This window comes from Methylobacterium sp. J-118, assembly GCF_057836565.1.
The window spans coordinates 183,317-202,494 of record NZ_JBYQFA010000001.1 but is presented as its reverse complement, the minus strand read 5'-3'; the positions used below and the strand labels follow the sequence as shown (position 1 = coordinate 202,494).

The 19,178-nt window shown below is 67.8% G+C and carries 18 protein-coding genes; 9 read left to right on the top strand and 9 right to left on the bottom strand.

All coding sequences use genetic code 11. The annotated features are described in order from the left end of the window. Positions 1–208: 208 nt before the first annotated feature. Positions 209–679 (top strand): endonuclease domain-containing protein, encoded by a 471-nt coding sequence (locus AC3IF3_RS01005; protein WP_489226820.1) that lies wholly within the window; start codon positions 209–211, stop codon positions 677–679. Next, positions 680–2,119: a dihydrolipoyl dehydrogenase gene (lpdA, locus tag AC3IF3_RS01000; protein ID WP_489226818.1), complete on the top strand. Its 1,440-nt coding sequence runs from the start codon at positions 680–682 to the stop codon at positions 2,117–2,119. 194 nt (positions 2,120–2,313) lie between these two features. On the opposite strand, the gene AC3IF3_RS00995 is transcribed toward lpdA, so the two are convergent. The 3 genes from AC3IF3_RS00995 to AC3IF3_RS00985 are packed head-to-tail and all read right to left on the bottom strand — an operon-like array spanning position 2,314 to position 3,543. Beyond that, on the bottom strand, positions 2,314–2,604 hold the full coding sequence (locus AC3IF3_RS00995; protein ID WP_489226816.1) for a hypothetical protein: 291 nt from the start codon (positions 2,602–2,604) through the stop codon (positions 2,314–2,316). Between the two features lie 60 nt (positions 2,605–2,664). Continuing rightward, entirely contained in the window at positions 2,665–3,279 is a 615-nt protein-coding gene (locus tag AC3IF3_RS00990) for an HNH endonuclease (RefSeq protein WP_489226815.1), read from the bottom strand. Between the two features lie 39 nt (positions 3,280–3,318). Beyond that, the gene (locus tag AC3IF3_RS00985; RefSeq protein WP_489226813.1) at positions 3,319–3,543 is read right to left on the bottom strand and encodes a hypothetical protein; all 225 of its coding nucleotides are present in this window, start codon (positions 3,541–3,543) and stop codon (positions 3,319–3,321) included. A gap of 230 nt (positions 3,544–3,773) precedes the next feature. Between AC3IF3_RS00985 and AC3IF3_RS00980 the strand changes: the two genes are divergently transcribed. Both AC3IF3_RS00980 and AC3IF3_RS00975 read left to right on the top strand, forming a co-directional pair. Continuing rightward, a complete protein-coding gene (locus AC3IF3_RS00980) occupies positions 3,774–4,763 on the top strand; it encodes a threo-3-hydroxy-L-aspartate ammonia-lyase (RefSeq protein ID WP_489226811.1) in 990 nt (329 codons plus the stop codon). Positions 4,764–4,886: 123 nt separating this feature from the next. Next, entirely contained in the window at positions 4,887–5,264 is a 378-nt protein-coding gene (locus AC3IF3_RS00975) for a HesB/IscA family protein (protein ID WP_243968079.1), read from the top strand. Positions 5,265–5,285: 21 nt separating this feature from the next. Here AC3IF3_RS00975 and AC3IF3_RS00970 read toward each other — a convergent pair whose 3' ends face one another. Next, a complete protein-coding gene (locus AC3IF3_RS00970; RefSeq protein WP_489219373.1) occupies positions 5,286–6,344 on the bottom strand; it encodes a GGDEF domain-containing protein in 1,059 nt (352 codons plus the stop codon). Positions 6,345–6,449: 105 nt separating this feature from the next. Then, complete coding sequence (locus AC3IF3_RS00965) at positions 6,450–7,973, bottom strand: DEAD/DEAH box helicase (RefSeq protein WP_489226809.1); 1,524 nt, start codon at positions 7,971–7,973, stop codon at positions 6,450–6,452. A 955-nt stretch (positions 7,974–8,928) separates the two neighbouring features. Between AC3IF3_RS00965 and AC3IF3_RS00960 the strand changes: the two genes are divergently transcribed. Together AC3IF3_RS00960 and AC3IF3_RS00955 are read left to right on the top strand one after the other, a co-directional pair. Continuing rightward, positions 8,929–9,795 (top strand): outer membrane protein, encoded by an 867-nt coding sequence (locus AC3IF3_RS00960; RefSeq protein ID WP_489226808.1) that lies wholly within the window; start codon positions 8,929–8,931, stop codon positions 9,793–9,795. Between the two features lie 185 nt (positions 9,796–9,980). Beyond that, positions 9,981–10,472 (top strand): PRC-barrel domain-containing protein, encoded by a 492-nt coding sequence (locus AC3IF3_RS00955; RefSeq protein WP_243968085.1) that lies wholly within the window; start codon positions 9,981–9,983, stop codon positions 10,470–10,472. A 148-nt stretch (positions 10,473–10,620) separates the two neighbouring features. Here AC3IF3_RS00955 and parE read toward each other — a convergent pair whose 3' ends face one another. Next, positions 10,621–12,687: a DNA topoisomerase IV subunit B gene (parE, locus tag AC3IF3_RS00950; RefSeq protein WP_489226806.1), complete on the bottom strand. Its 2,067-nt coding sequence runs from the start codon at positions 12,685–12,687 to the stop codon at positions 10,621–10,623. Between the two features lie 338 nt (positions 12,688–13,025). Here parE and AC3IF3_RS00945 point away from each other — a divergent pair, with 338 nt between their 5' ends. Beyond that, a complete protein-coding gene (locus tag AC3IF3_RS00945; RefSeq protein ID WP_489231206.1) occupies positions 13,026–13,235 on the top strand; it encodes a hypothetical protein in 210 nt (69 codons plus the stop codon). A 20-nt stretch (positions 13,236–13,255) separates the two neighbouring features. Here AC3IF3_RS00945 and topA read toward each other — a convergent pair whose 3' ends face one another. Continuing rightward, the gene (topA, locus tag AC3IF3_RS00940) at positions 13,256–15,985 is read right to left on the bottom strand and encodes a type I DNA topoisomerase (protein WP_489226804.1); all 2,730 of its coding nucleotides are present in this window, start codon (positions 15,983–15,985) and stop codon (positions 13,256–13,258) included. 207 nt (positions 15,986–16,192) lie between these two features. On the opposite strand from topA, the gene AC3IF3_RS00935 reads away from it, so the two are divergent. Both AC3IF3_RS00935 and AC3IF3_RS00930 read left to right on the top strand, forming a co-directional pair. After that, positions 16,193–16,465, top strand: a complete 273-nt coding sequence (locus AC3IF3_RS00935) for a BrnT family toxin (protein ID WP_243968088.1) — start codon at positions 16,193–16,195, stop codon at positions 16,463–16,465. A gap of 7 nt (positions 16,466–16,472) precedes the next feature. Beyond that, complete coding sequence (locus tag AC3IF3_RS00930) at positions 16,473–16,766, top strand: BrnA antitoxin family protein (RefSeq protein ID WP_489226802.1); 294 nt, start codon at positions 16,473–16,475, stop codon at positions 16,764–16,766. Between the two features lie 4 nt (positions 16,767–16,770). Here the strand turns inward: AC3IF3_RS00930 and AC3IF3_RS00925 are convergent, their stop codons facing one another. Together AC3IF3_RS00925 and AC3IF3_RS00920 are read right to left on the bottom strand one after the other, a co-directional pair. Further along, on the bottom strand, positions 16,771–17,745 hold the full coding sequence (locus AC3IF3_RS00925; protein ID WP_243968090.1) for a molybdopterin-dependent oxidoreductase: 975 nt from the start codon (positions 17,743–17,745) through the stop codon (positions 16,771–16,773). Then, complete coding sequence (locus tag AC3IF3_RS00920; protein WP_489226801.1) at positions 17,742–18,602, bottom strand: cytochrome b/b6 domain-containing protein; 861 nt, start codon at positions 18,600–18,602, stop codon at positions 17,742–17,744. Before AC3IF3_RS00920 ends, AC3IF3_RS00925 begins: the two co-directional genes overlap by 4 nt. Positions 18,603–19,178: the final 576 nt, after the last annotated feature.

The window sequence follows — 19,178 nt, the reverse complement described above, 5'->3', positions numbered from 1 at the left end:
GTGCAGTATCGAGCGTTCCGGTGCCTTCTGCACCACCCCCACCCCTGGCCCCTCCCCACAAGGGGGAGGGGAAAGCGCGTCAGTGAATGTCGAGGTGGGGGAACGTGAGAGGCAGCGGTCGGAACATACGCTCTTGGTGCGATGAACCGTGCTCCATGCTCACGATGAGCATGATCCCATCAACCACGTTCGATTGACACACCGCCCGATGCCCTGGAACCAGCAGCCCCGGAGTGCAGCCTCGCCCAGAGCGGCTGCGAACGCGAAGACGCTGCGGCGCTCGCTCACGGAAGCGGAGAAGCGCCTCTGGTGGCACCTGCGCCACCGCTTGCCCGTGGACGACTCACATTTCCGCAGGCAGGTCCCCCTCGGCCCGTACGTTGCGGATTTCTGCTGCCTATCGGCCCGGCTCATCGTCGAGGTCGACGGCGAGCAGCACGGCTTCGAGGCCGGCACAGCCTACGATGGCCGCCGGAATACCTATCTCCAGTCCGAAGGCTTCCACATCCTGCGCTTTTCGAACCGCATGGTCCTGCGGGAGATCGACACCGTCCTCGACACGATTCACGCGGCCCTTGCCGCACCCGATGCGCCCCGTCCGGTTTCGACCGGCCAAGCGGGACCACCCCCACCCCCTGCCCCCTCCCCGCAAGGGGGAGGGGCGTTCGCGGAGCGGTAAATGTCCGACACCTACGACGTCCTCATCATCGGCGCCGGCCCCGGCGGCTACGTCACGGCGATCCGCGCGGCGCAGCTCGGCTTCAAGACCGCCGTGGTCGACCGCGAGCATCTCGGCGGCATCTGCCTGAACTGGGGCTGCATCCCCACCAAGGCGCTGCTCCGCTCGGCCGAGATCTACCACTACTTCCAGCACGCCGGCGATTACGGCCTGACCGTGGAGAAGGTCGGGTTCGACACCGCCGCGATCGTGAAGCGCTCCCGCGGGGTCTCGGGCCGGCTCAACGGCGGCGTCGGTATGCTGCTCAAGAAGAACAAGGTCGACGTGATCTGGGGCGAGGCCGCGATCGACAGCGTCGCGAAGGGCAACCAGCCCGGCCAGGTCACCGTCACGGAGAGCAAGCGCGCCGAGCCGCCGAAGGGCGCCAAGGGCGCCGGCACCTACGGCGCCAAGCACATCATCGTGGCGACCGGCGCCCGCCCCCGGGCCATCCCCGGGATCGAACCCGACAAGAAGCTGATCTGGACCTACTACGAGGCCATGGTCCCCGAGACGATGCCCAAGAGCCTGCTGGTGATGGGCTCGGGGGCGATCGGCATCGAGTTCGCCTCGTTCTACCGCACCATGGGCGCCGAGGTAACCGTGGTCGAGCTGCTGCCGCAGATCCTGCCGGTGGAGGATGCCGAGATCGCAGGCCTCGCCCGCAAGCGCTTCGAGAAGCAGGGCATCAAGATCCTCACCGGCGCCAAGGTGACCAAGGTCGAGAAGGGCGCGGATTCGGTCACGGCGACGATCGAGGGCGGCGACGGCAAGACCCAGCAGATTACCGCCGAGAAGTTGATCTCGGCGGTGGGCGTCGTCGGCAACATCGAGAAGATCGGCCTGGAGAAGCTCGGGGTTAAGATCGACCGCGGGATCGTGGTGACGGACGGGCTCGGCCGCACCAACGTGCCCGGCCTCTACGCCATCGGCGACGTCGCCGGCCCGCCGATGCTCGCCCACAAGGCCGAGCACGAGGGCGTCCTCTGCATCGAGACCATCAAGGGCCTGCACACCCACCCGATGGACAAGGCCAAGATCCCGGGCTGCACCTATTGCCAGCCGCAGATCGCCAGCGTCGGCCTGACCGAGGCCAAGGCCAAGGAGCAGGGCTTTGCCGTGAAGGTCGGCCGCTTCCCCTTCGCGGGCAACGGCAAGGCGATCGCGCTCGGCGAGCCGGACGGGCTGATCAAGACCGTGTTCGACGCCAAGACCGGCCAGCTGCTCGGCGCCCACATGGTCGGCGCCGAGGTAACCGAGCTGATCCAGGGCTACGTGGTGGCGATGAACCTGGAGAGCACCGAGGAGGAGCTGATGCACACGGTGTTCCCGCACCCGACGCTCAGCGAGATGATGCACGAGAGCGTGCTGGATGCGTATGGGAAGGTGATCCATACGTAGGGGGAGCGTTCGGGCTGCTATGTCAACGAAACATTCTGGCAATTGAATACATGCCATACGGATGACTTGGAATGTTCGATCAGCGAGCATTCCAAGTTATGCCTAAATTGATAAATTCCAATCAATGAGATAGAGATTGATTCAAATTTGCGCAATTATGGTATATCAGTATGGAAACAATGCTAATCTACACCCTATTGCTTTACCCGATCGTCGTATGTCCCACTAACTATAAATTTTTCTCCTTTGACTAATTGTTCACTTGATAAATCCAGCTCTTTAAGTTGTGGAACACCATATTTTTTAATCTCGTCTATGCTGAACAATGGCAATATCGGCATCTCTATGTCGCCACTCTCCATCGTAAAGTCTTTCGCAGAGGAAGGTATATTTATTTGGAATGATTGAATGCCGTAATTTATTAACAGCATTGCGTATGGCAGCTTAAGATAATCGCTGTTTCGATAGAGCATGGCCGCCAGCACACTTGACGATGCACCCGGGCCGGGCATTGTATAAGACTGAATTGGCCAAGTTCTAATAGATTAATTTGGTCGCAATGATCCCATTATCCAAGCCACTGCATCGCTAAAGTACTTATATTTGTCTTTGTCCGCCAAGCTAATTCCCATTTTTATGAAAGATTTCCACACGTTACTTGGAACATACGACGGCACGTCCATGTTAAACTGAAGTGTTTTGTTTTCTTCATCGGCAACAAAGAAATCGCTCCCTTCTGGATGATCAACATGGAGCCCCGACTCCCTCCAATCGAGTCTCGATTTTTTATCTCGACTCTTTATTGAAGGGTAACCCTTTTTACCTCTCAGTACAGCAAAATTCTTTCTCGGCAAGAACCAGTTACCAAAATCATTCTCTATTGTATTACCGAATAATTGGTTGCAATCATCACATTCATATCGAGTGAACAAGTTACTATTGCCCAGCGCTTCTGGAATGGCATGAGCAATATTTCCAAATGATACATCAGGTGCTGAATTCCTGCAAAATCGGCATCGAGCTCCAGCTGAATTGCCTAGAATAACCTTCGGCTGTCCGCGCCCGACCTGCCAAAATTTGACGTCATAATGGCGCGCGTAGAAGCTTATCGCCCCTTCGATAAGTCGTGAAACTTCTTCATCGGATTGTGCACGTTCCATGCCGACCTAGCTGGATGATGTTAGAAAGAGTTAGTTCCATCACCCCCGCCCCACCTCCACCGGCTCCGCCTCCTCCAGCGCCGGCACATACGCGCACCACTCACAGATCCCCCGCTCGGCCCCCCGCGACGCGTTCCGCTGCGAGCAGAGCGGACACACCAAGAGGATCAGCCGCGCGCCGGAGCGCAGGGCCAGCCCGCGGCCGCGGAACGTGACCTCGGTGGCGCCGTCCCCCGCGGGGCGCTCCCGGATCCAGGCGCTCACGACGCACCGCCCCCGGCCGGCCTGTCACCCGGCCCCGCGCGCCAACAAAAATCCGATCCCATTCGCATGGCGAAGCCGCCCCCCAGCGGTGCTGCCCAGTCGATCACACCGGGATAAGCGGTCAGCCGGCGAATGGCTCCGCTTCCGGCCGTGCATCGGACCGGGATGCGCACGCGGACGAACGCCCGTATGACTCGCCATCACACGGAGCGGGAGCGAGGCGGGATCCGATGCAGGACGAGCGAGCCGGGGCGGACGGCCTGCCCACCTACGCCGACGTGGCGCGCGCCGCCGAGCGCATCGCGGGCGCGGCGCACCGCACGCCGGTGCTGACCTCCCGCACCGCGGACGCGATGACCGGCGCGAAGCTGTTCTTCAAGGCCGAGAATCTGCAGCGGGCCGGGGCCTTCAAGTTCCGCGGGGCCTACAACGCGATCAGCGCCCTGCCGGAGGCGGTCCGCGCCCGCGGCGTGCTGTCCTTCTCCTCGGGCAACCACGCCCAGGCCATCGCCCTGGCGAGCCGGCTCCTCGGCATCCCCGCCACGATCATCATGCCGGCGGACGCCCCCGCGGCGAAGATCGCGGCCACCCGCGGCTACGGCGCCGAGGTCGTCCTCTACGACCGCTACAGCCAGGACCGGGAGGCGCTCGGCCGGGAGATCGCGGAGCCGCGGGGCCTGACCGTCATCCCGCCCTTCAACCATCCGGACGTCATCGCCGGGCAGGGGACCCTGGCGCAGGAGTTGATCGAGACGGTGGGGCCGCTCGACGTGCTGGTGGCCTGCCTCGGCGGCGGCGGCCAACTCGCGGGCTGCGCGCTGGCCGCGGCGGAACTGTCGCCGGGCTGCCGGGTGATCGGCGTCGAGCCCGAGGCCGGCAATGACGGGCAGCGCTCGTTCCACGCGGGCCGGGTGGTGACGATCCCGGTGCCCCGGACCATCGCCGACGGGGCGCAGTCGACGGCGCTGGGCGACCTGACCTTCGCGATCATCCGCGCCCGGGTCGCCGAGATCGTGACCGTCTCCGACACGCAGCTCGTGGAGACGATGCGGTTCTTCGCCGGCCGCATGAAGCTCGTGGTCGAGCCGACCGGCTGCCTCGCGGCCGCGGCGGTGCTGCAGGGGCTCGTGGATGTCCGGGACAAGCGCGTCGGCGTGGTGATCAGCGGCGGCAACGTCGATCTGGCAACCTTCGCGCGTCTGACCGGCGAAGCGGCCTGACCGCGCCGAATGCCCGGCAGGTGTGACCCGGCGGCGGTGGACCGACCGCAGACGGATGCTTATCTTGTCCCTGTCAGAATGCGCGCTCCCGGGCCTTGAACCCGGATGGGCGGGAGGGTGACGATGTCCGTTGGTTTCAAGGTTCTCTCGCTGACCGATCGCGCCGCCGATCGGATCAAGGCGATCATGGCGGAGGCCGACCGGCCGATCGCCGGACTCCGGGTCGGGGTCCGCAACGGCGGCTGCGCCGGGATGTCCTACACGATGGAATATGCCGAGGCGGTCAAGCCCGGCGAGGACGTGGTCGAGGATCGCGGCGTCCGGGTGTTCGTCGATCCGAAGGCGGTGCTGTTCCTGCTCGGCACCGAGATGGATTTCACCACCAGCAAGCTCGCGTCCCAGTTCGTGTTCAACAACCCGAACCAGACCTCGGCCTGCGGCTGCGGCGAGTCCGTGGCGATCACCCCGGTCTCGGCCGACCGGCTGCCCGCCCCGGTCTGAGCCGGCCGGAGCGGCCGCGCGTCAGGCGACCTGCGACAGCGCCTCGGCGGTGTCGTCCACGGCGCGGTTGCGGCCGCCGCGCTTGGCGACGAACATGCACAGGTCGGCCCGCTCCAGCAGCGCGGCCGGCGTATCGCCCTGGCGCAGAACCGCGACGCCCAGCGAGACCGTGATCTTGCCCAGCGACTCGCCGGTGGAGCGCTTGACCAGCTCGCGCCCCATCACGCTGGCCCGGACCGTCTCGGCCACCTGCCGGGCCAGGACGCGGTCCGCCTCGGGCAGGATGATCCCGAACTCCTCGCCGCCGAACCGGGCGAGCTGCGCCTGCCGGCCGGCATTCTCGCGCATCACGATCGCCACGAGCCGCAGCACCTGATCGCCCGTCAGGTGGCCGTACAGGTCGTTGAAGCGCTTGAAGAAGTCGATGTCGAGGATGATCAGGCTCATCGTGCCGGCGCGCAGCCGGGCGGCCTCGACGGCCGCCTTCAGGCTTTCCTCGAAATGCTTGCGATTCGAGAGACCGGTCAGCGTGTCGGTGAGGCTCTCGAGCCGGGTCGCCTCGAGCTTCTCGCGGAGGGTCTCGATCTCGCTGCGGGTCTCGCGCAGACGCGCCTCGAGGACCCGGTTGTTGACCGCGACCTCGCGGGTGGTGGAGACCAGCGTCGCGACGATCTCGCCGAGCCCCGCGCCATTGGGCAGGCCGTCCGCGAGGTCCTGGGCGAGTCCGCGCAGGGATTCGCCGTACTGCGTCGTGGAGCCGAGCGACAGGTCGAGGATCTCGGTGACCGCCGCGATCTCGCCGAGGACCACGCGGCTGATGTCGCCGGTGGCGTTCTCCAGGCCGTGCCGGTTCAGGTAGGTCTCGTGGAGGTCGTCGATGTCGGCCTCGGTGAGCGCCCCCTTCTCGGTGGTGAGGCGCTTCACCGCGTCGCCGAGCAGCGGCAGTTCCGCCGACACATAGGCATACCAGACGGCATAGGCGCGCGGGGTCGCCGAGGGGCCGTAATCGCGAATCAGGTCGTGGGTCCGCTTCGCCAGCGCGAAGCTGCGATCCCGATCCGAATGGCTCTCATGGCTCATGCCCGTCCCGCCGCCCTCGGCCTACCGACGCTTCGTCGCATAGTGGCTCGAAGACCAGACTACGGCAGCCTGGTAGACAGAGAGTTAAAGCCGTATTCGCGGGCCTTATTTATCTTTCTTCGCCGAGACTGGACGAAGCAGGAAGGCCGGAACATGGGCGCCGAGGCCGATGGGCGTCTCGCCGTCCGCCTCGTTCCGGCGCCCGCGCTCGTCGCGCACCCGCTCCGCGCGGCCGGATTCACGCCGCGGCTCCGGCACGGGACGGGTTTCGGCCCGCGGCGCGGACACGGCGCCACGGGTCTCGGCCCGGGGTGCGGCCGCACCGCCACGGGTCTCGGCACGCTGCGGCGACGCGCCACCGCGGGCGCCGCGCGCCTTCGGGCGGTCTGTGGCGGGGACGGAGCTGCCTCCGGCGGCCTTGGCCGAGCGCGCCCCGCGGCGGGTATCGCCCGAGCGACCGCGATGGCGGGTGCCGGTATCGGCGGAGGGATCGGCCACCGACGACAGGTCGCCGTCGAACCACGGGATCGGCTGGCCGATCAGCACCTCGATGGCGCCGAGGGAGCGGGAATCCTCCGGGGAGGCCAGCGTGTAGGCGGTGCCGGACCGGCCGGCGCGGCCCGTCCGGCCGATCCGGTGGACGTAGTCTTCGGGGTGATGCGGCACGTCGAAGTTGAAGACGTGACTGACCGCCGGGATGTCGAGCCCGCGGGCCGCCACGTCGCTGGCCACCAGCAGGGCGGTCTCGCCGTTCCGGAACGCGTCGAGGGCGGTGGTCCGCGCCCGCTGGTCCATGTCGCCGTGCAGGGCCGCCGCGTCGAAGCCGTGGCTGACCAGCGACTTCTGGAGCAGGGCGACATCGCGCTTGCGGTTGCAGAAGATGATCCCGTTCTTGAGCTCGGCCTCGCCGCGGATCAGGTCGCGCAGGCGCTCGCGCTTGGCATGGCCCTCGGAGCCGGTGGCGACCAAACGCTGCGTGATCGTGGTGGCGGTGGAGGCGGGCCGGGCCACCTCGACCCGCTGGGGATTGTGCAGGAACATGTCCGCCAGCCGCTCGATCTCCGGCGGCATGGTCGCGGAGAAGAACAGGGTCTGCCGGGTGAACGGCACCATCTTCACGATCCGCTCGATATCCGGGATGAACCCCATGTCGAGCATGCGGTCCGCCTCGTCGATGACCAGAAGCTCCACACCGGTCAGCAGCAGCTTGCCGCGCTCGAAATGGTCGAGCAGGCGGCCCGGCGTGGCGATCAGCACGTCGGTGCCGCGCATCAGCTTGGCATCCTGATCGGCGAACGAGACCCCGCCGATGATCAGCGCGACGTTGAGCTTGTGGTTGGTGCCGTAGCGGTCGAAGTTCTCGACCACCTGGGCGGCCAGTTCGCGGGTCGGTTCCAGGATCAGCGTGCGGGGCATCCGGGCGCGGGCGCGGCCGTTCTCCAGCAGGGTCAGCATCGGCAGCGTGAAGGCCGCGGTCTTGCCGGTCCCGGTCTGGGCGATACCCAGGACATCGCGGCGGGCGAGAACGTGCGGGATGGCCTCAGCCTGGATCGGCGTCGGCTCGGTGTAGCCCGCCGTCGCGACGGCGTTCAGGACTTTCTCGCTCAGTCCCAGGTCGGAAAAAGGCATCTGCGTTCAGGAACCGTTGCGCGCCCGGCCGGCGCGATGGACACCGTCGCGGCAACGGCTGGGAAGGATCGCGCGGAGCGCTGGTACGCTCCCGGGGCCGCGGGGCGCATGCTGACCGTCAGTTAGGGGCTTGGCGCGGCTTGTCAATCTCGCAATGCGCGGCGACGCGCCGCGACGCGCCGCGACGCACAGGCGATCCGGGCCCGATCAGGGCCTAAGCCGGTCGGAGACGGGCCGGCGGCGGGGATCGGGCCGCGTGGCCCGTGCGGCCCCCACACCATCCGGGATCGCGCCGGTCGTCTCCGGGTCGGGCGGGACCGGAGCCGCCGTGGCGAAGATCCGGCTGGGAGGATCGCTCAGCTTGTTCCACCGGGCTAGCTGAGAGGCGCCGGCGACCGCCAGGAGACCGGCGACAGCCGATACGCGCAGCGACCAGCCGAGGAGCGTTCCCCGGCGAACCGGATTCCTCCGGTCCAGGTCGACGGCCGCACCGGCGGGCCGCCGCCTGCCGAAGGCTTTCGAAGCCCGGTCAGGGCGGATGTGCATGGGCGACTCGCTCCGCCGAACGCGCGCCAGGCCTTCGGCCGCGCATCGTCGGGCACCATGGTTAACCACAGCTTTACGCCGGGCGGCGGTGAACGATCAGACGGGGCGAACCTCATCCGCGCGGCGCGGTACGAGATCGCCGTCACTTGACCAATATCGAGCGTGAATCCTCTGATTTTATCGCCATAAACAATCTCCATGAAGACTATTCAGACCAATTTATAATAAATATAAGCTCCCGATTGGCGGTAACTCGATGATAGCGCACCGGATGTCGGCCACTAGTCTTCATGTTTTGTTGACGCTCTGCGGCTAGTCTGAGAACACTTGTTGCAGGAAAGCGACAGATCTTGGGACCGGGAACGCCTAGAAGGCTGTCGGCTCCAGCTAACCCAGGACCTTTGGAATCATGAAGAAGCTTCTCCTTGCGTCGACTGTGCTGGTCGGCGTCACCGCCGCGGCCTCGGCGGCCGATCTGCCGCGCCGCGCAGCGCCGCCGCCGGCTTTCACGCCGGTGCCGGTCTTCACCTGGACGGGGTTCTACTTCGGTGTGAACGCCGGCTACGGCTTCGATGCCAACAGCCGCAAGACCACCAACTACTTCCTGCCCTACGGTTCGGTGGTGAACTCGGCCGGCACCAACGCGGTGGTCAGCGTCAACAACCGCAACAACAACGACGGCTTCACCGGCGGCGGGCAGATCGGCTACAACTATCAGTTCACGCCGGGCTCGGGCATCGTGGTCGGCTTCGAGGCTGACGCGCAGTACGTCGACTTCGCCCGCCGCGCCGACGGCACGCTGAACTACACCGGCTTCGGCGATCCGGGCGTCGCCTTCTCGCGGCCGCGCGCCTACGTCGCCACCAGCGGCAACGGGCTCGACTACTTCGGCACCGCCCGCGGCCGTCTCGGCTACGCCTTCGACCGCACCCTGATCTACGGCACCGGCGGCTTCGCCTATGCCTCGGGCCAGGACGATCAGAACTTCGCGGGCAACCGGTTCCGCGACAGCTTCCGCACCGGCTACGCGGTCGGCGGCGGCATCGAGTACGCCCTGCCCACCGATTCGTTCCTGAACTTCTTCAAGTCCTCGGCCGTGACGCTGAAGGTCGAAGGTCTGTACGTGAGCCTCGATCGGCAGAAGAACGCCGCCTCGGGCATCTTCTACAATTACCTGCTGCCCCCGAACGGCACCGCTTACCTCAACGGCGCCGCGGCCAAGACCGAGTTCGCGGTCGTCCGCGCCGGTGTGAACTACAAGTTCGGCTCGTACTGAGATCGAACCTCGGAGCCGGGCATCCCGGCTCCCTGAACGGGGTCCGGCCGCAAGGCCGGGCCCCTTTCGCGTTCCGGGCCCGATGCCGCTCGGGCGGGTGCGACATGCCGGGCCGGAACCGGGCCGGCATCGGGCGATTGAGCCCCCGGCGCCCCAGCCGGATAGGGCGCGCGGAACGATCTTCGATGCGAAGCCGAATCCTTGTCCTGTCGCTGACAGCCCTCTGCCTTGCGGTGCCGCAGGCCCGCGCTCAGGACGCCTCCGTGATCGGCCGGGGTACGGTGCTACCCGGGACGGGGCCGGGCACTGCGACCGACGGTGCCGGAGCCGGACGCCTGATGGAGGCCGCCAGCGCCGAGGACGCCGCCAAGCGTCAGGGACTCAAGCCAGTCGCCTTCCTGGCCTCCAAGATGATCGGCGTCGAGGTGCGCAACGCCGCCGGCGACAGCGTCGGCAAGATTGACGACCTCCTGATTGCCGACGGCGGTACGCTCAAGGCGGTGGTGATGGATGTCGGCGGCTTCCTCGGGCTGGGGAGCAAGCGCATCGCGGTGGAGCCCAGCGCCCTGGTGCTGCGGCCCGGCGGCAGCCGCTTCTCGGCGGTTCTCAACATGAGCAAGGACACCATCTCGGCGGCCCAGCCCTTCGATCCGGCGAAGGCGATCGCCGCGCATTAGCGCTGAGCCCGGGCTCTGCTCGCCCGCGAGACGCAGCTTCGGGATGTTCGCGATCTCGCGTCGGACCACCGCGACGCGCCGCCTCCGTGTCATCGGCGTGCGGCGCAGCCCGGCATCCTGAAACGCCGCGGCTGCGCGAGACCGTTCCTCAGATGTCGAGATCGGCCCCCTCGGCGAAGGCGGCGCGCTCGCTGATGAAGGCGAAGCGGGCTTCGGGCTTGTTGCCCATCAGGCGCTCGACCGTGTCGCCCGTCGACTCCCGAGCCTCGTCGAGGATCGCGACGCGCAGGAGCGTGCGCTTCTTCGGGTCCATGGTGGTCTCCTTGAGCTGGGCCGGCATCATCTCGCCCAGGCCCTTGAAGCGCCCGATCTCGACTTTGCCGCCCTTGAACACCGTCTTGGTGATCCGCTCCCGGTCGGCATCGTCCCTCGCATAGGCCACCTTCGAGCCCTGCTGGAGCCGGTAGAGCGGCGGGATCGCCAGATACAGGTGGCCGCGGTCGATGAGCTTGGGCATCTGCCGGTAGAAGAAGGTGATCAGAAGCGAGGCGATGTGGGCGCCGTCGACGTCGGCGTCCGTCATGATGATCACCTTGTCGTAGCGCAGGTCGGTCTCGCGGAAGGCCGATCCGGTCCCGCAGCCGAGCGCCAGGGTCAGGTCCGAGATCAGCTGGTTGGCGCCGAGCTTGTCCCGGGAGGCCGAGGCGACGTTCAGGATCTTGCCGCGCAGCGGCAGGATCGCCTGGGTGGCCCGGTCGCGGGCCTGCTTGGCCGAGCCGCCGGCGGAATCGCCCTCAACGATGAAGATCTCGGAACCCGCGGTGCCGGCGGCCGAGCAATCCGCCAGCTTGCCGGGCAGCCGCAGCTTGCGGGTCGCGCTCTTGCGGGCGACCTCCTTCTCCTGGCGGCGGCGCAGACGCTCCTCGGCCCGGTCGATCACCCAGTCGAGGAGCTTGTTGGCCTGGGCCGGGGAGGCGGCCAGCCAATGGTCGAAGGCGTCGCGCACCGCCGTCTCGACGATGCGCTGTGCCTCGACGGTGGCGAGCTTGTCCTTGGTCTGGCCCTGGAACTCGGGCTCGCGGATGAACACCGACAGCATCGACGCGCAGGTCGCCATCACGTCGTCGGTGGTCACCGCCATCATGCGCTTGGCCTGGTTCACGCGCTCGGCGTGCTCGCGTAAGGCCCGCAGCAGGGCGACCCGCAGGCCGGCCTCGTGGGTGCCGCCCTCGGGCGTCGGGATGGTGTTGCAGTAGGAATGCGAGAACCCGTCCTCGGCGACCATCCAGGCCACCGCCCATTCCAGGGAGCCGTGCGAGCCCGGTTTGGTGATCTTGCCGGAGAACATCACGTCGGTGACGAGGTCCTTGCCGTCGATGTCCCGGGCCAGGTAGTCGCGCAACCCGTCAGGGAAGCGGTGCACGGCCTCGGCCGGCACGCCCTCCAGCCCTTCGAGCAGGGCAGGGGCGCAGCGCCAGCGGATCTCGACGCCGCCGAACAGGTAGGCCTTGGAGCGCGCCATCTTGAACAGGCGGCGCGGATCGAACTTCAGCGAGCCGAAGATCTGGGCGTCGGGATGGAAGCGGACCCGCGTGCCACGGCGGTTCTGCACCCGGCCGACCAGCTCCAGCGCGCCCTGCGCGTGGCCGCGCGAGAAGGTCTGGCGGTACAGGGTCTGATTGCGGGCGACCTCGACCTCCAGGAGATCCGACAGGGCGTTGACCACCGAGATGCCGACGCCATGCAGACCGCCGGAGGTCTCGTAGACCTTCGAGTCGAACTTACCCCCGGCATGCAGCGTCGTCATGATGACTTCGAGCGCGGACTTGCCTGGAAATTTCGGGTGCGGGTCCACCGGGATGCCGCGGCCGTTGTCGGTGACCACCAGGATCCCGGATTCCTCCAGCTCCACCTCGATGAAACTGGCATGGCCAGCCACCGCCTCATCCATGGAATTGTCGATCACCTCGGCGAAGAGGTGGTGCAGCGCCCGCTCGTCGGTGCCACCGATATACATGCCGGGCCGGCGCCGGACCGGCTCCAGCCCCTCCAGCACCTCGATGTCGGAGGCCGTATAGCCGGCCTCGGGCTCGGCCGCCGCGATGGCCGGCACCGAGGCCGAGGCGGCCAGGCGCCGTCGCGGCTCGGGCAAACGGGCGGCGGGGGTGGCCGCCTTCCCACCCGGCCCCAACAGGTCGCGCGCCGGGTCGCTCACGCGCGGCCTCCGCGGGCGCGGCCCATCGGCCGGCTCGATCTCACGCGGACTGTTATGCGGTCGTGGAGCATGCGCCTTCATCCCCGCACGATAGCGGAACAAAACAGAAACATCAAAGCCGTCCGCCCCGGGGCGACGCGGCGGCACCATCGCATGCTGCGGCGCCGCGAGCGAGGGGCAGAGGGGCAACGGCGCTTCCGAACGCGCCGCCGGCCGTCATCGCGACGTTGCACAATGATGGGTTAAGGTTTTCCCGTGACGCGCACGATCAATCTCAGCAGATCGCCACCGGAACGGTTCGAAATGGTCGACGTTATTGGCGGAGACAGAACTTGACCGTGGTCAGGGAGCCGCAGTCGATGACCAATGCCGCGATCGAGGCCCGCCGCCTCACCCTGATCCGTTTCGAGCACGCGGCCGGCGCCGCCTTCGGGTGCGAGGACGAGGCGGCCGGTGTACAGCCCGCCCGGGCCTTCGTGACCGCCACGACCCTCGCGCTGGGCACTCTGGCGACCGCGGTGGTGGCCACCCTCAGCTACCTCGTCTGACCTGAGCCGGACCCGCCGGCTCAGGCGGTCCCCGACTTCTTCGCGGGCGCCTTCTTGGCCGCCGGGCGCTTCGCGGTTGCACTCTTCGCCGTCCCCGCGCCCGCAGCGGGTTTCTTGGCGGCGGTTTTTTTCGCCGCCGGCTTCTCGCCGCCCGTCGCCCGTGCGGACGTCTTCCGCGCCGATCCGCGCTTGGCCGGCTTGCCACCCCCCGCAGCACGCTTGGCATTCACCAGGGCGATCGCCTCGTCCAAGGTCAGAGCCTCGGCCGCCATCGTCTTCGGAAGCGTGGCGTTCACCTCGCCGTCCGTGACGTAGGGGCCGTACTTGCCGGCCTTGACCACCAGGTCGCGCCCGCTGGCGGCGTCCTGGCCGAGGGGACGACCCGGATCGGCAGCCGGGCGGCCACGGCCGCCGCCCTGCTCCTTGGCGACGATCAGGTCGATGGCGCGGTTACCGCCGATCTCCAGCACGTCGTCGTCCTTGCCGAGATTGGCGTAGGTCTTCCCGTGCTGCACGTAGGGCCCGAACCGGCCGAGATTGGCCAGGATCGGCTCACCGGTCTCGGGGTGGCGCGCCACCTCCCGGGGGAGGGCGAGCAGGGCCAGGGCCTTGTCGAGGCCGACCTCGGACGGCGAAAGCCCCTTGGGCAGCGACGAGCGCTTCGGCTTGGCCGCGTCCTTCTCGGTGGAAGCCTCGCCCAGTTGCACGAACGGGCCGAACCGCCCGTCGCGGAGCGTCACCGGCAGGCCGGTCGCGGGATCGCTGCCCAGCACCCGGACGCCCGGCTGGCCACCCTCGGCGGACGAACCGTCGCCGTCGCCATCGACACCCGAGGCCGAGAGCTGGCGGGTGAACTTGCACTCCGGATAGTTCGAGCAGCCGATGAAGGCGCCGAACTTGCCGAGCTTCAGCGAGAGTTGGCCGGCGCCGCAGGTCGGGCAGGTGCGCGGGTTCGAGCCGTCGCCCTTGTCGGGGAAGATGTGCGGGCCGAGGAGACCGTTCAGCGCCTCCAGCACGTCGGTGACGCGCAGCTCCTTGGTCTCGCCGATCGCCGCGGAGAAATCGCGCCAGAAATCGCGCAGCACCGCCCGCCAGTCGATCTCGGCGTTGGAGACCCGGTCGAGCTGCGCCTCCAGATCGGCGGTGAAGTCGTACTCGACGTAGCGCCGGAAGAAGCTCTCCAGGAAGCCCGTGACGAGCCGCCCCTTGTCCTCCGGCTGGAGCCGTTTCTTCTCGATCTTGACGTACTCGCGGTCCCGGAGCGTCTGCAGCACCGCCGCGTAGGTCGAGGGCCGGCCGATGCCGAGTTCCTCCATGCGCTTCACGAGGCTCGCCTCGGAGTAGCGCGGCGGCGGCTCGGTGAAATGCTGGGTCGAGGCGATGCGCTCGCGGGTCAGCGGGTCGCCGGCCTTCATCGGCGGCAGGCGGCGGCTCTCCTCGTCCTCCTCGTCGTCCTTGCCCTCCTGATAGAGCGCCAGGAAGCCGTCGAACTTCACCACCTGGCCGGTGGCACGCAGGTCGATCTGACGGGGGCCGACCTTCGCCGTGACGTCCACGGTGGTGCGCTCCAGCTCGGCCGATTCCATCTGGCTCGCCATGGTGCGCGTCCAGATCAGCTCGTAGAGCTTGGCCTGCTCGGACTCCAGGTGGCGCGCGACCATCTTGGGCAAGCGGCCCATATCGGTCGGCCGCACGGCCTCGTGGGCCTCCTGGGCGTTCTTGGCCTTAACGCTGTACTTGCGCGGCACGTCCGGCACGTAGCGGTCGCCGAACTCCTTGGCGACGACCCGGCGGGTGTCCTGGATCGCCTCCGGCGCCATGTCGACGCCGTCGGTCCGCATGTAGGTGATGATGCCGACCGTCTCGCCGCCGACATCCACCCCCTCGTAGAGGCGTTGGGCGACCCGCATGGTCTGGGCCGGCGCCATCCCGAGTTTCCGCGATGCTTCCTGCTGGAGCGTGGAGGTGGTGAAGGGCGGCTGTGGATGGCGCTTGGCGGGCTTGGCCTCGACGCTGGCCACCTGGAAGGTCGCGAGTTCGAGGTCGCGCTTGAATGCCGCGGCCTCCTCGCCCGTCCCGACATCGAGACGCTGGATGCGCTTGCCGTCCGCCCCCACGAGGCGGGCCTCGAAGGTCCCGCCCGCCGCGGTCGTCAGGGTGGCGATGAGCGTCCAGTACTCGCGCGGCTTGAACCGCTCGATCTCCATCTCGCGCTCGACCACGAGGCGGAGCGCCACGGACTGCACGCGCCCCGCCGAGCGGGCGCCCGGGAGCTTGCGCCACAGGACCGGCGAGAGGTTGAAGCCGACGAGATAGTCGAGCGCCCGGCGCGCCAGGTAGGCGTCGACCAGGGCCTGATCGATCTCCCGGGGCTTGCGCATCGCCGCCTCGACCGACGACTTGGTGATGGCGTTGAAGGTGACGCGCTCCACCGGGATGCCCTTGAGCGCCTTGCGGGCGTTCAGGGCCTCAAGGACGTGCCAGGAGATCGCCTCGCCCTCGCGGTCCGGGTCGGTCGCCAGGATCAGCTTGTCGGCGCCCTTGACCGCCTTGACGATCTCGCTGACGCGGCTGGCGCCCCGGTCGGCCAGCTCCCAGACCATGTGGAAATCCTGCTCGGGATCGACCGAGCCGTCCTTGGCCGGCAGGTCGCGGATATGCCCGAAGGAGGCGATGACTTCATAGTCGCGGCCGAGATACTTATTGATCGTCTTGGCTTTGGCCGGCGACTCGACGACGACGACTTTCATTCAGACCTCTGCCCCTCGACGGAGCCTGGCGCGACGGACGAATTCTGTTCGAAATTCGCGTGGGACGTTTGCCCGCCGTCGGGCCGGGGCCGCGCGCCGGGGACAAGTGGGTTACGGGGGACGGGTTGTCAAATGGCGGGGGTGACGCAAGCCTCGCCCGAGGGACTCGTCGTAAGCCCCGCGCACGGCTTATATGAACGGTGCGCGATGGCGATCACCTACGATCCGGCCAAGCGCAGTCGGACCCTGGTGGAACGCGGGCTCGACTTCGAGGATGCGGCACTGGTGTTTGCGGGCCGGACATTCACGTTCGAGGATGTCCGTCAGGATTACGGCGAGGTCCAACTCGTCACGGTCGGCTTCCTAGCCGGCCGCATGACGATCGTGATCTGGACACCGCGAGAGCAGGACCACCACGTTTTCTCGATGAGGAAAGCCAATGTCAGGGAGCAGAAGCGCTACGCACCGCTCATCCGCTGAGGTCCCGGTGCAAAGCGACCTCGCCAAGGTGGACGCGCACGCGATCACGCCGGAGGAATACGACGAGATTCCCGAACTGACGGACGCGATGCTCGCGCGGGCCGACTTCCATGTCGGCGACCGCTTCGTGCGGCGCGGCCCGCCCGACCTTATCCCTGGACTGGCGGACGAACCAGTCATGGTCCGCCTTCTTCCGGAAGTGGTCGCGCATTTCCGCGCCATGGGGCCCGGATGGCAGGCCCGCGTCAACGCCGTGCTGATGGCGGCGGTCGAGCGCGAGCGCGGGGAGACGCAGCGCTGAGCGGTCAGATCCCCGCGTACCACTCGTAGCCGCGATCCTCCCAGTAGCCGCCGCTGCCCTGGCCGATCTCGGCGAGGGACTCCACCATCTCCACCCGCATCACGTACTTGGCCTGCTTGTAGCCGAGCTGGCGCTCGACCCGCAGGCGCAGCGGCGCGCCGTTCGAGACCGGCAGCGGCTTGCCGTTGAGGTCGTAGGCCAGGATCGTCTGCGGGTTGAAGGCGTCGTAGAGGTCGATGCTCTCGTAGTAGCGGATCGGTGTCCCCGTCTCCTCGGGCTCCGGGGCCGGGCTGCCCTGGCCCCAATCATCCGTGGGGGCGTCAGTCTTCGGCGCATCGGTGGCGGTCGGCGCGCCGCCCCAATCGTCGGCGGCGGCGAGCTGGACGTACGCGTCGCGGACCGCCCCCGGATGGGTCGGGCGCCACAGGGACGCGCCCTGGCCGCGCCCCTTGCCGCCGCCCTTGGGGCCGGCCTCGACCTCCAGCGTGTCGGCGCAGTGGAACACGGCGTAGCGCGCCTGCGGCTTCAGCCCGGCCTTCTTCAGCACCTCGGCGAGCGGCACGCCCGACCATTGCCCGATGCAGCTCCAGCCCTCGACGCAATCGTGGCGGGTGATCTGGGTGCGGGCGGGCAGGGCGCGCAGGTCCGCGAGGCTCAGCGACAGCGGCGTCTGGACGAGCCCGTCGACGGAGAGCTTGAAATCCGAAAACGTCTGCGCCGCCAGGGCGCGGTAGGCGCGGTCCGGCGGGTCGATCGTGCCGTTCGGCTTGAACCAGGGCGAGATCATCGCGGCCGGGAATTCCCGGGCCAGGGTCGCGGGGGACATCAGCAGGCGCTGGACGTACGCGTTCGCGTCCTCGCCGACCTTGAGGGTGCGCTGCCCCTCCTCGGTCCCGGCGAACCTGTCGCAGCCGCCCAGCAGCGCGGTGCCCAGCAGGCCGGCGCCGGCGGTGAGGAGCTTGCGGCGGTGGAGGATCATCGGGCGGTCTCCCGGTCGCGGCCGAGGCTGAACCAGCCGGTGATCATGCCGCGCATGTTGTTGACGAGGCCGGAGACGATCACGAGCACCACGTGGACCACCACGAACAGCACGATCAGCCCGGCCGCGATGAAGTGGATGCTGCGCGCCGATTGCCGGCCGCCGAACAGCTCGGTGAGCCAGGGCCAGGCGGCATCCATCCCCGGCGACATGGCAAGACCGGCGAGCACCATCGCGGGCAGCAGGCCGAGCACCAGGACGAGGTAGGTCAGCTTCTGGATGACGTTGTAGCGCTTGGCCTCCGTGCCCTCGGGGAAGCGCAGGAGCAGGTGCTCCTTCACGGAACCGCCGAAATCGCGGATCTGGTCGCCCTCCGGGATCAGGCGCCGGCGGAGCTGGCCGCTGAACAGTCCGTAGAAAAGATAGACCGCGCCGTTGATCACCAGGAGCCACGCGAACAGGAAGTGCCAGCGCCGCCCCGTGGCGAGGTCCTGGTCGGCCGGCAGGGTCGCCCAGGATGGGAAGGCGCGCTCGACTTCGGTGCCGCCCTGCTTCGACAGGCCGAGCACGCCGGTGGTGTCGAGGGTGTGGGAGCCGACCGTCACCACGCCGCGATTCGTGCCGTCACGTCCCTGCTCGCTGGTGATGGCGAGCGCCGGCGTGTCGAAGGTCGAGGTCGCGCCCCAGTAGAGGGCGGGGTGGGCGTTGAAGATCTGCAGGCCGCTCATCAGCAGCACGAGCAGCACCGCGGCGTTGATCCAGTGCGCCAGCCGGATCACCAGCGGGTGGCGGTAGAACCAGCGCCGCCCCGAGCGGTCGACGGTCTCGGGGGCTTCAAGGGTAGGGGAGGCGGCCACGTGTCGGGATCCCGGTTGGCGTCGCGGGGCCGGGACATCTCCGAATCCCGACTGTACCGGCAAATACGTGGCGCAGGCTGCGCCGGTTACCATCCGCGGGAAAAAACGCCGCAGGCGGTTCGCCTCGCCGAGCGACCGGCGTCACACGCGAACGGGTGAGAACCAGCGACTCACCCGCGCCCGCCCCACCCCGCAGGGGCGATCACACATCTCAATCCGGCACCGACGCTGGCGGCAAGGCGCAACAGGCCCCCCTCTCCCGTGCGGGCTACGATATTCACATATCTTCATTGGAGGCGGCCGGACACACGCGCGTCTCCCTCCCCCCTCTGCGGGGGAGGGTGGCTCCCGAAGGGGGTCGGGAGAGGGGAGCAACGCTGCCGGTTAGGACGCAAGCCTTCATGCCGGTCGCTGCCATATTCTGAACCCGGGTTCCCCTCTCCCGACCCCTGCTGACGCAGGGGCCACCCTCCCCCGCAGCGGGGGGGAGGGAGGGCGCGCGGGATGCCGGGACCGCCCCTCCGAGTGACCGGACGAGCCGGCAGAAACCTCCAACCTGTGCAGGTCATAGCCCGC

Coding starts and splice junctions, on each gene's coding strand:
- AC3IF3_RS01005 (WP_489226820.1), top strand. CDS start 209: ATGCCCTGGAACCAGCAGCCCCGGAGTGCAGCCTCGCCCAGAGCGGCT.
- lpdA (WP_489226818.1), top strand. CDS start 680: ATGTCCGACACCTACGACGTCCTCATCATCGGCGCCGGCCCCGGCGGC.
- AC3IF3_RS00990 (WP_489226815.1), bottom strand. CDS start 3,279: ATGGAACGTGCACAATCCGATGAAGAAGTTTCACGACTTATCGAAGGG.
- AC3IF3_RS00980 (WP_489226811.1), top strand. CDS start 3,774: ATGCAGGACGAGCGAGCCGGGGCGGACGGCCTGCCCACCTACGCCGAC.
- AC3IF3_RS00975 (WP_243968079.1), top strand. CDS start 4,887: ATGTCCGTTGGTTTCAAGGTTCTCTCGCTGACCGATCGCGCCGCCGAT.
- AC3IF3_RS00970 (WP_489219373.1), bottom strand. CDS start 6,344: ATGAGCCATGAGAGCCATTCGGATCGGGATCGCAGCTTCGCGCTGGCG.
- AC3IF3_RS00965 (WP_489226809.1), bottom strand. CDS start 7,973: ATGCCTTTTTCCGACCTGGGACTGAGCGAGAAAGTCCTGAACGCCGTC.
- AC3IF3_RS00960 (WP_489226808.1), top strand. CDS start 8,929: ATGAAGAAGCTTCTCCTTGCGTCGACTGTGCTGGTCGGCGTCACCGCC.
- AC3IF3_RS00955 (WP_243968085.1), top strand. CDS start 9,981: ATGCGAAGCCGAATCCTTGTCCTGTCGCTGACAGCCCTCTGCCTTGCG.
- topA (WP_489226804.1), bottom strand. CDS start 15,985: ATGAAAGTCGTCGTCGTCGAGTCGCCGGCCAAAGCCAAGACGATCAAT.
- AC3IF3_RS00935 (WP_243968088.1), top strand. CDS start 16,193: ATGGCGATCACCTACGATCCGGCCAAGCGCAGTCGGACCCTGGTGGAA.
- AC3IF3_RS00925 (WP_243968090.1), bottom strand. CDS start 17,745: ATGATCCTCCACCGCCGCAAGCTCCTCACCGCCGGCGCCGGCCTGCTG.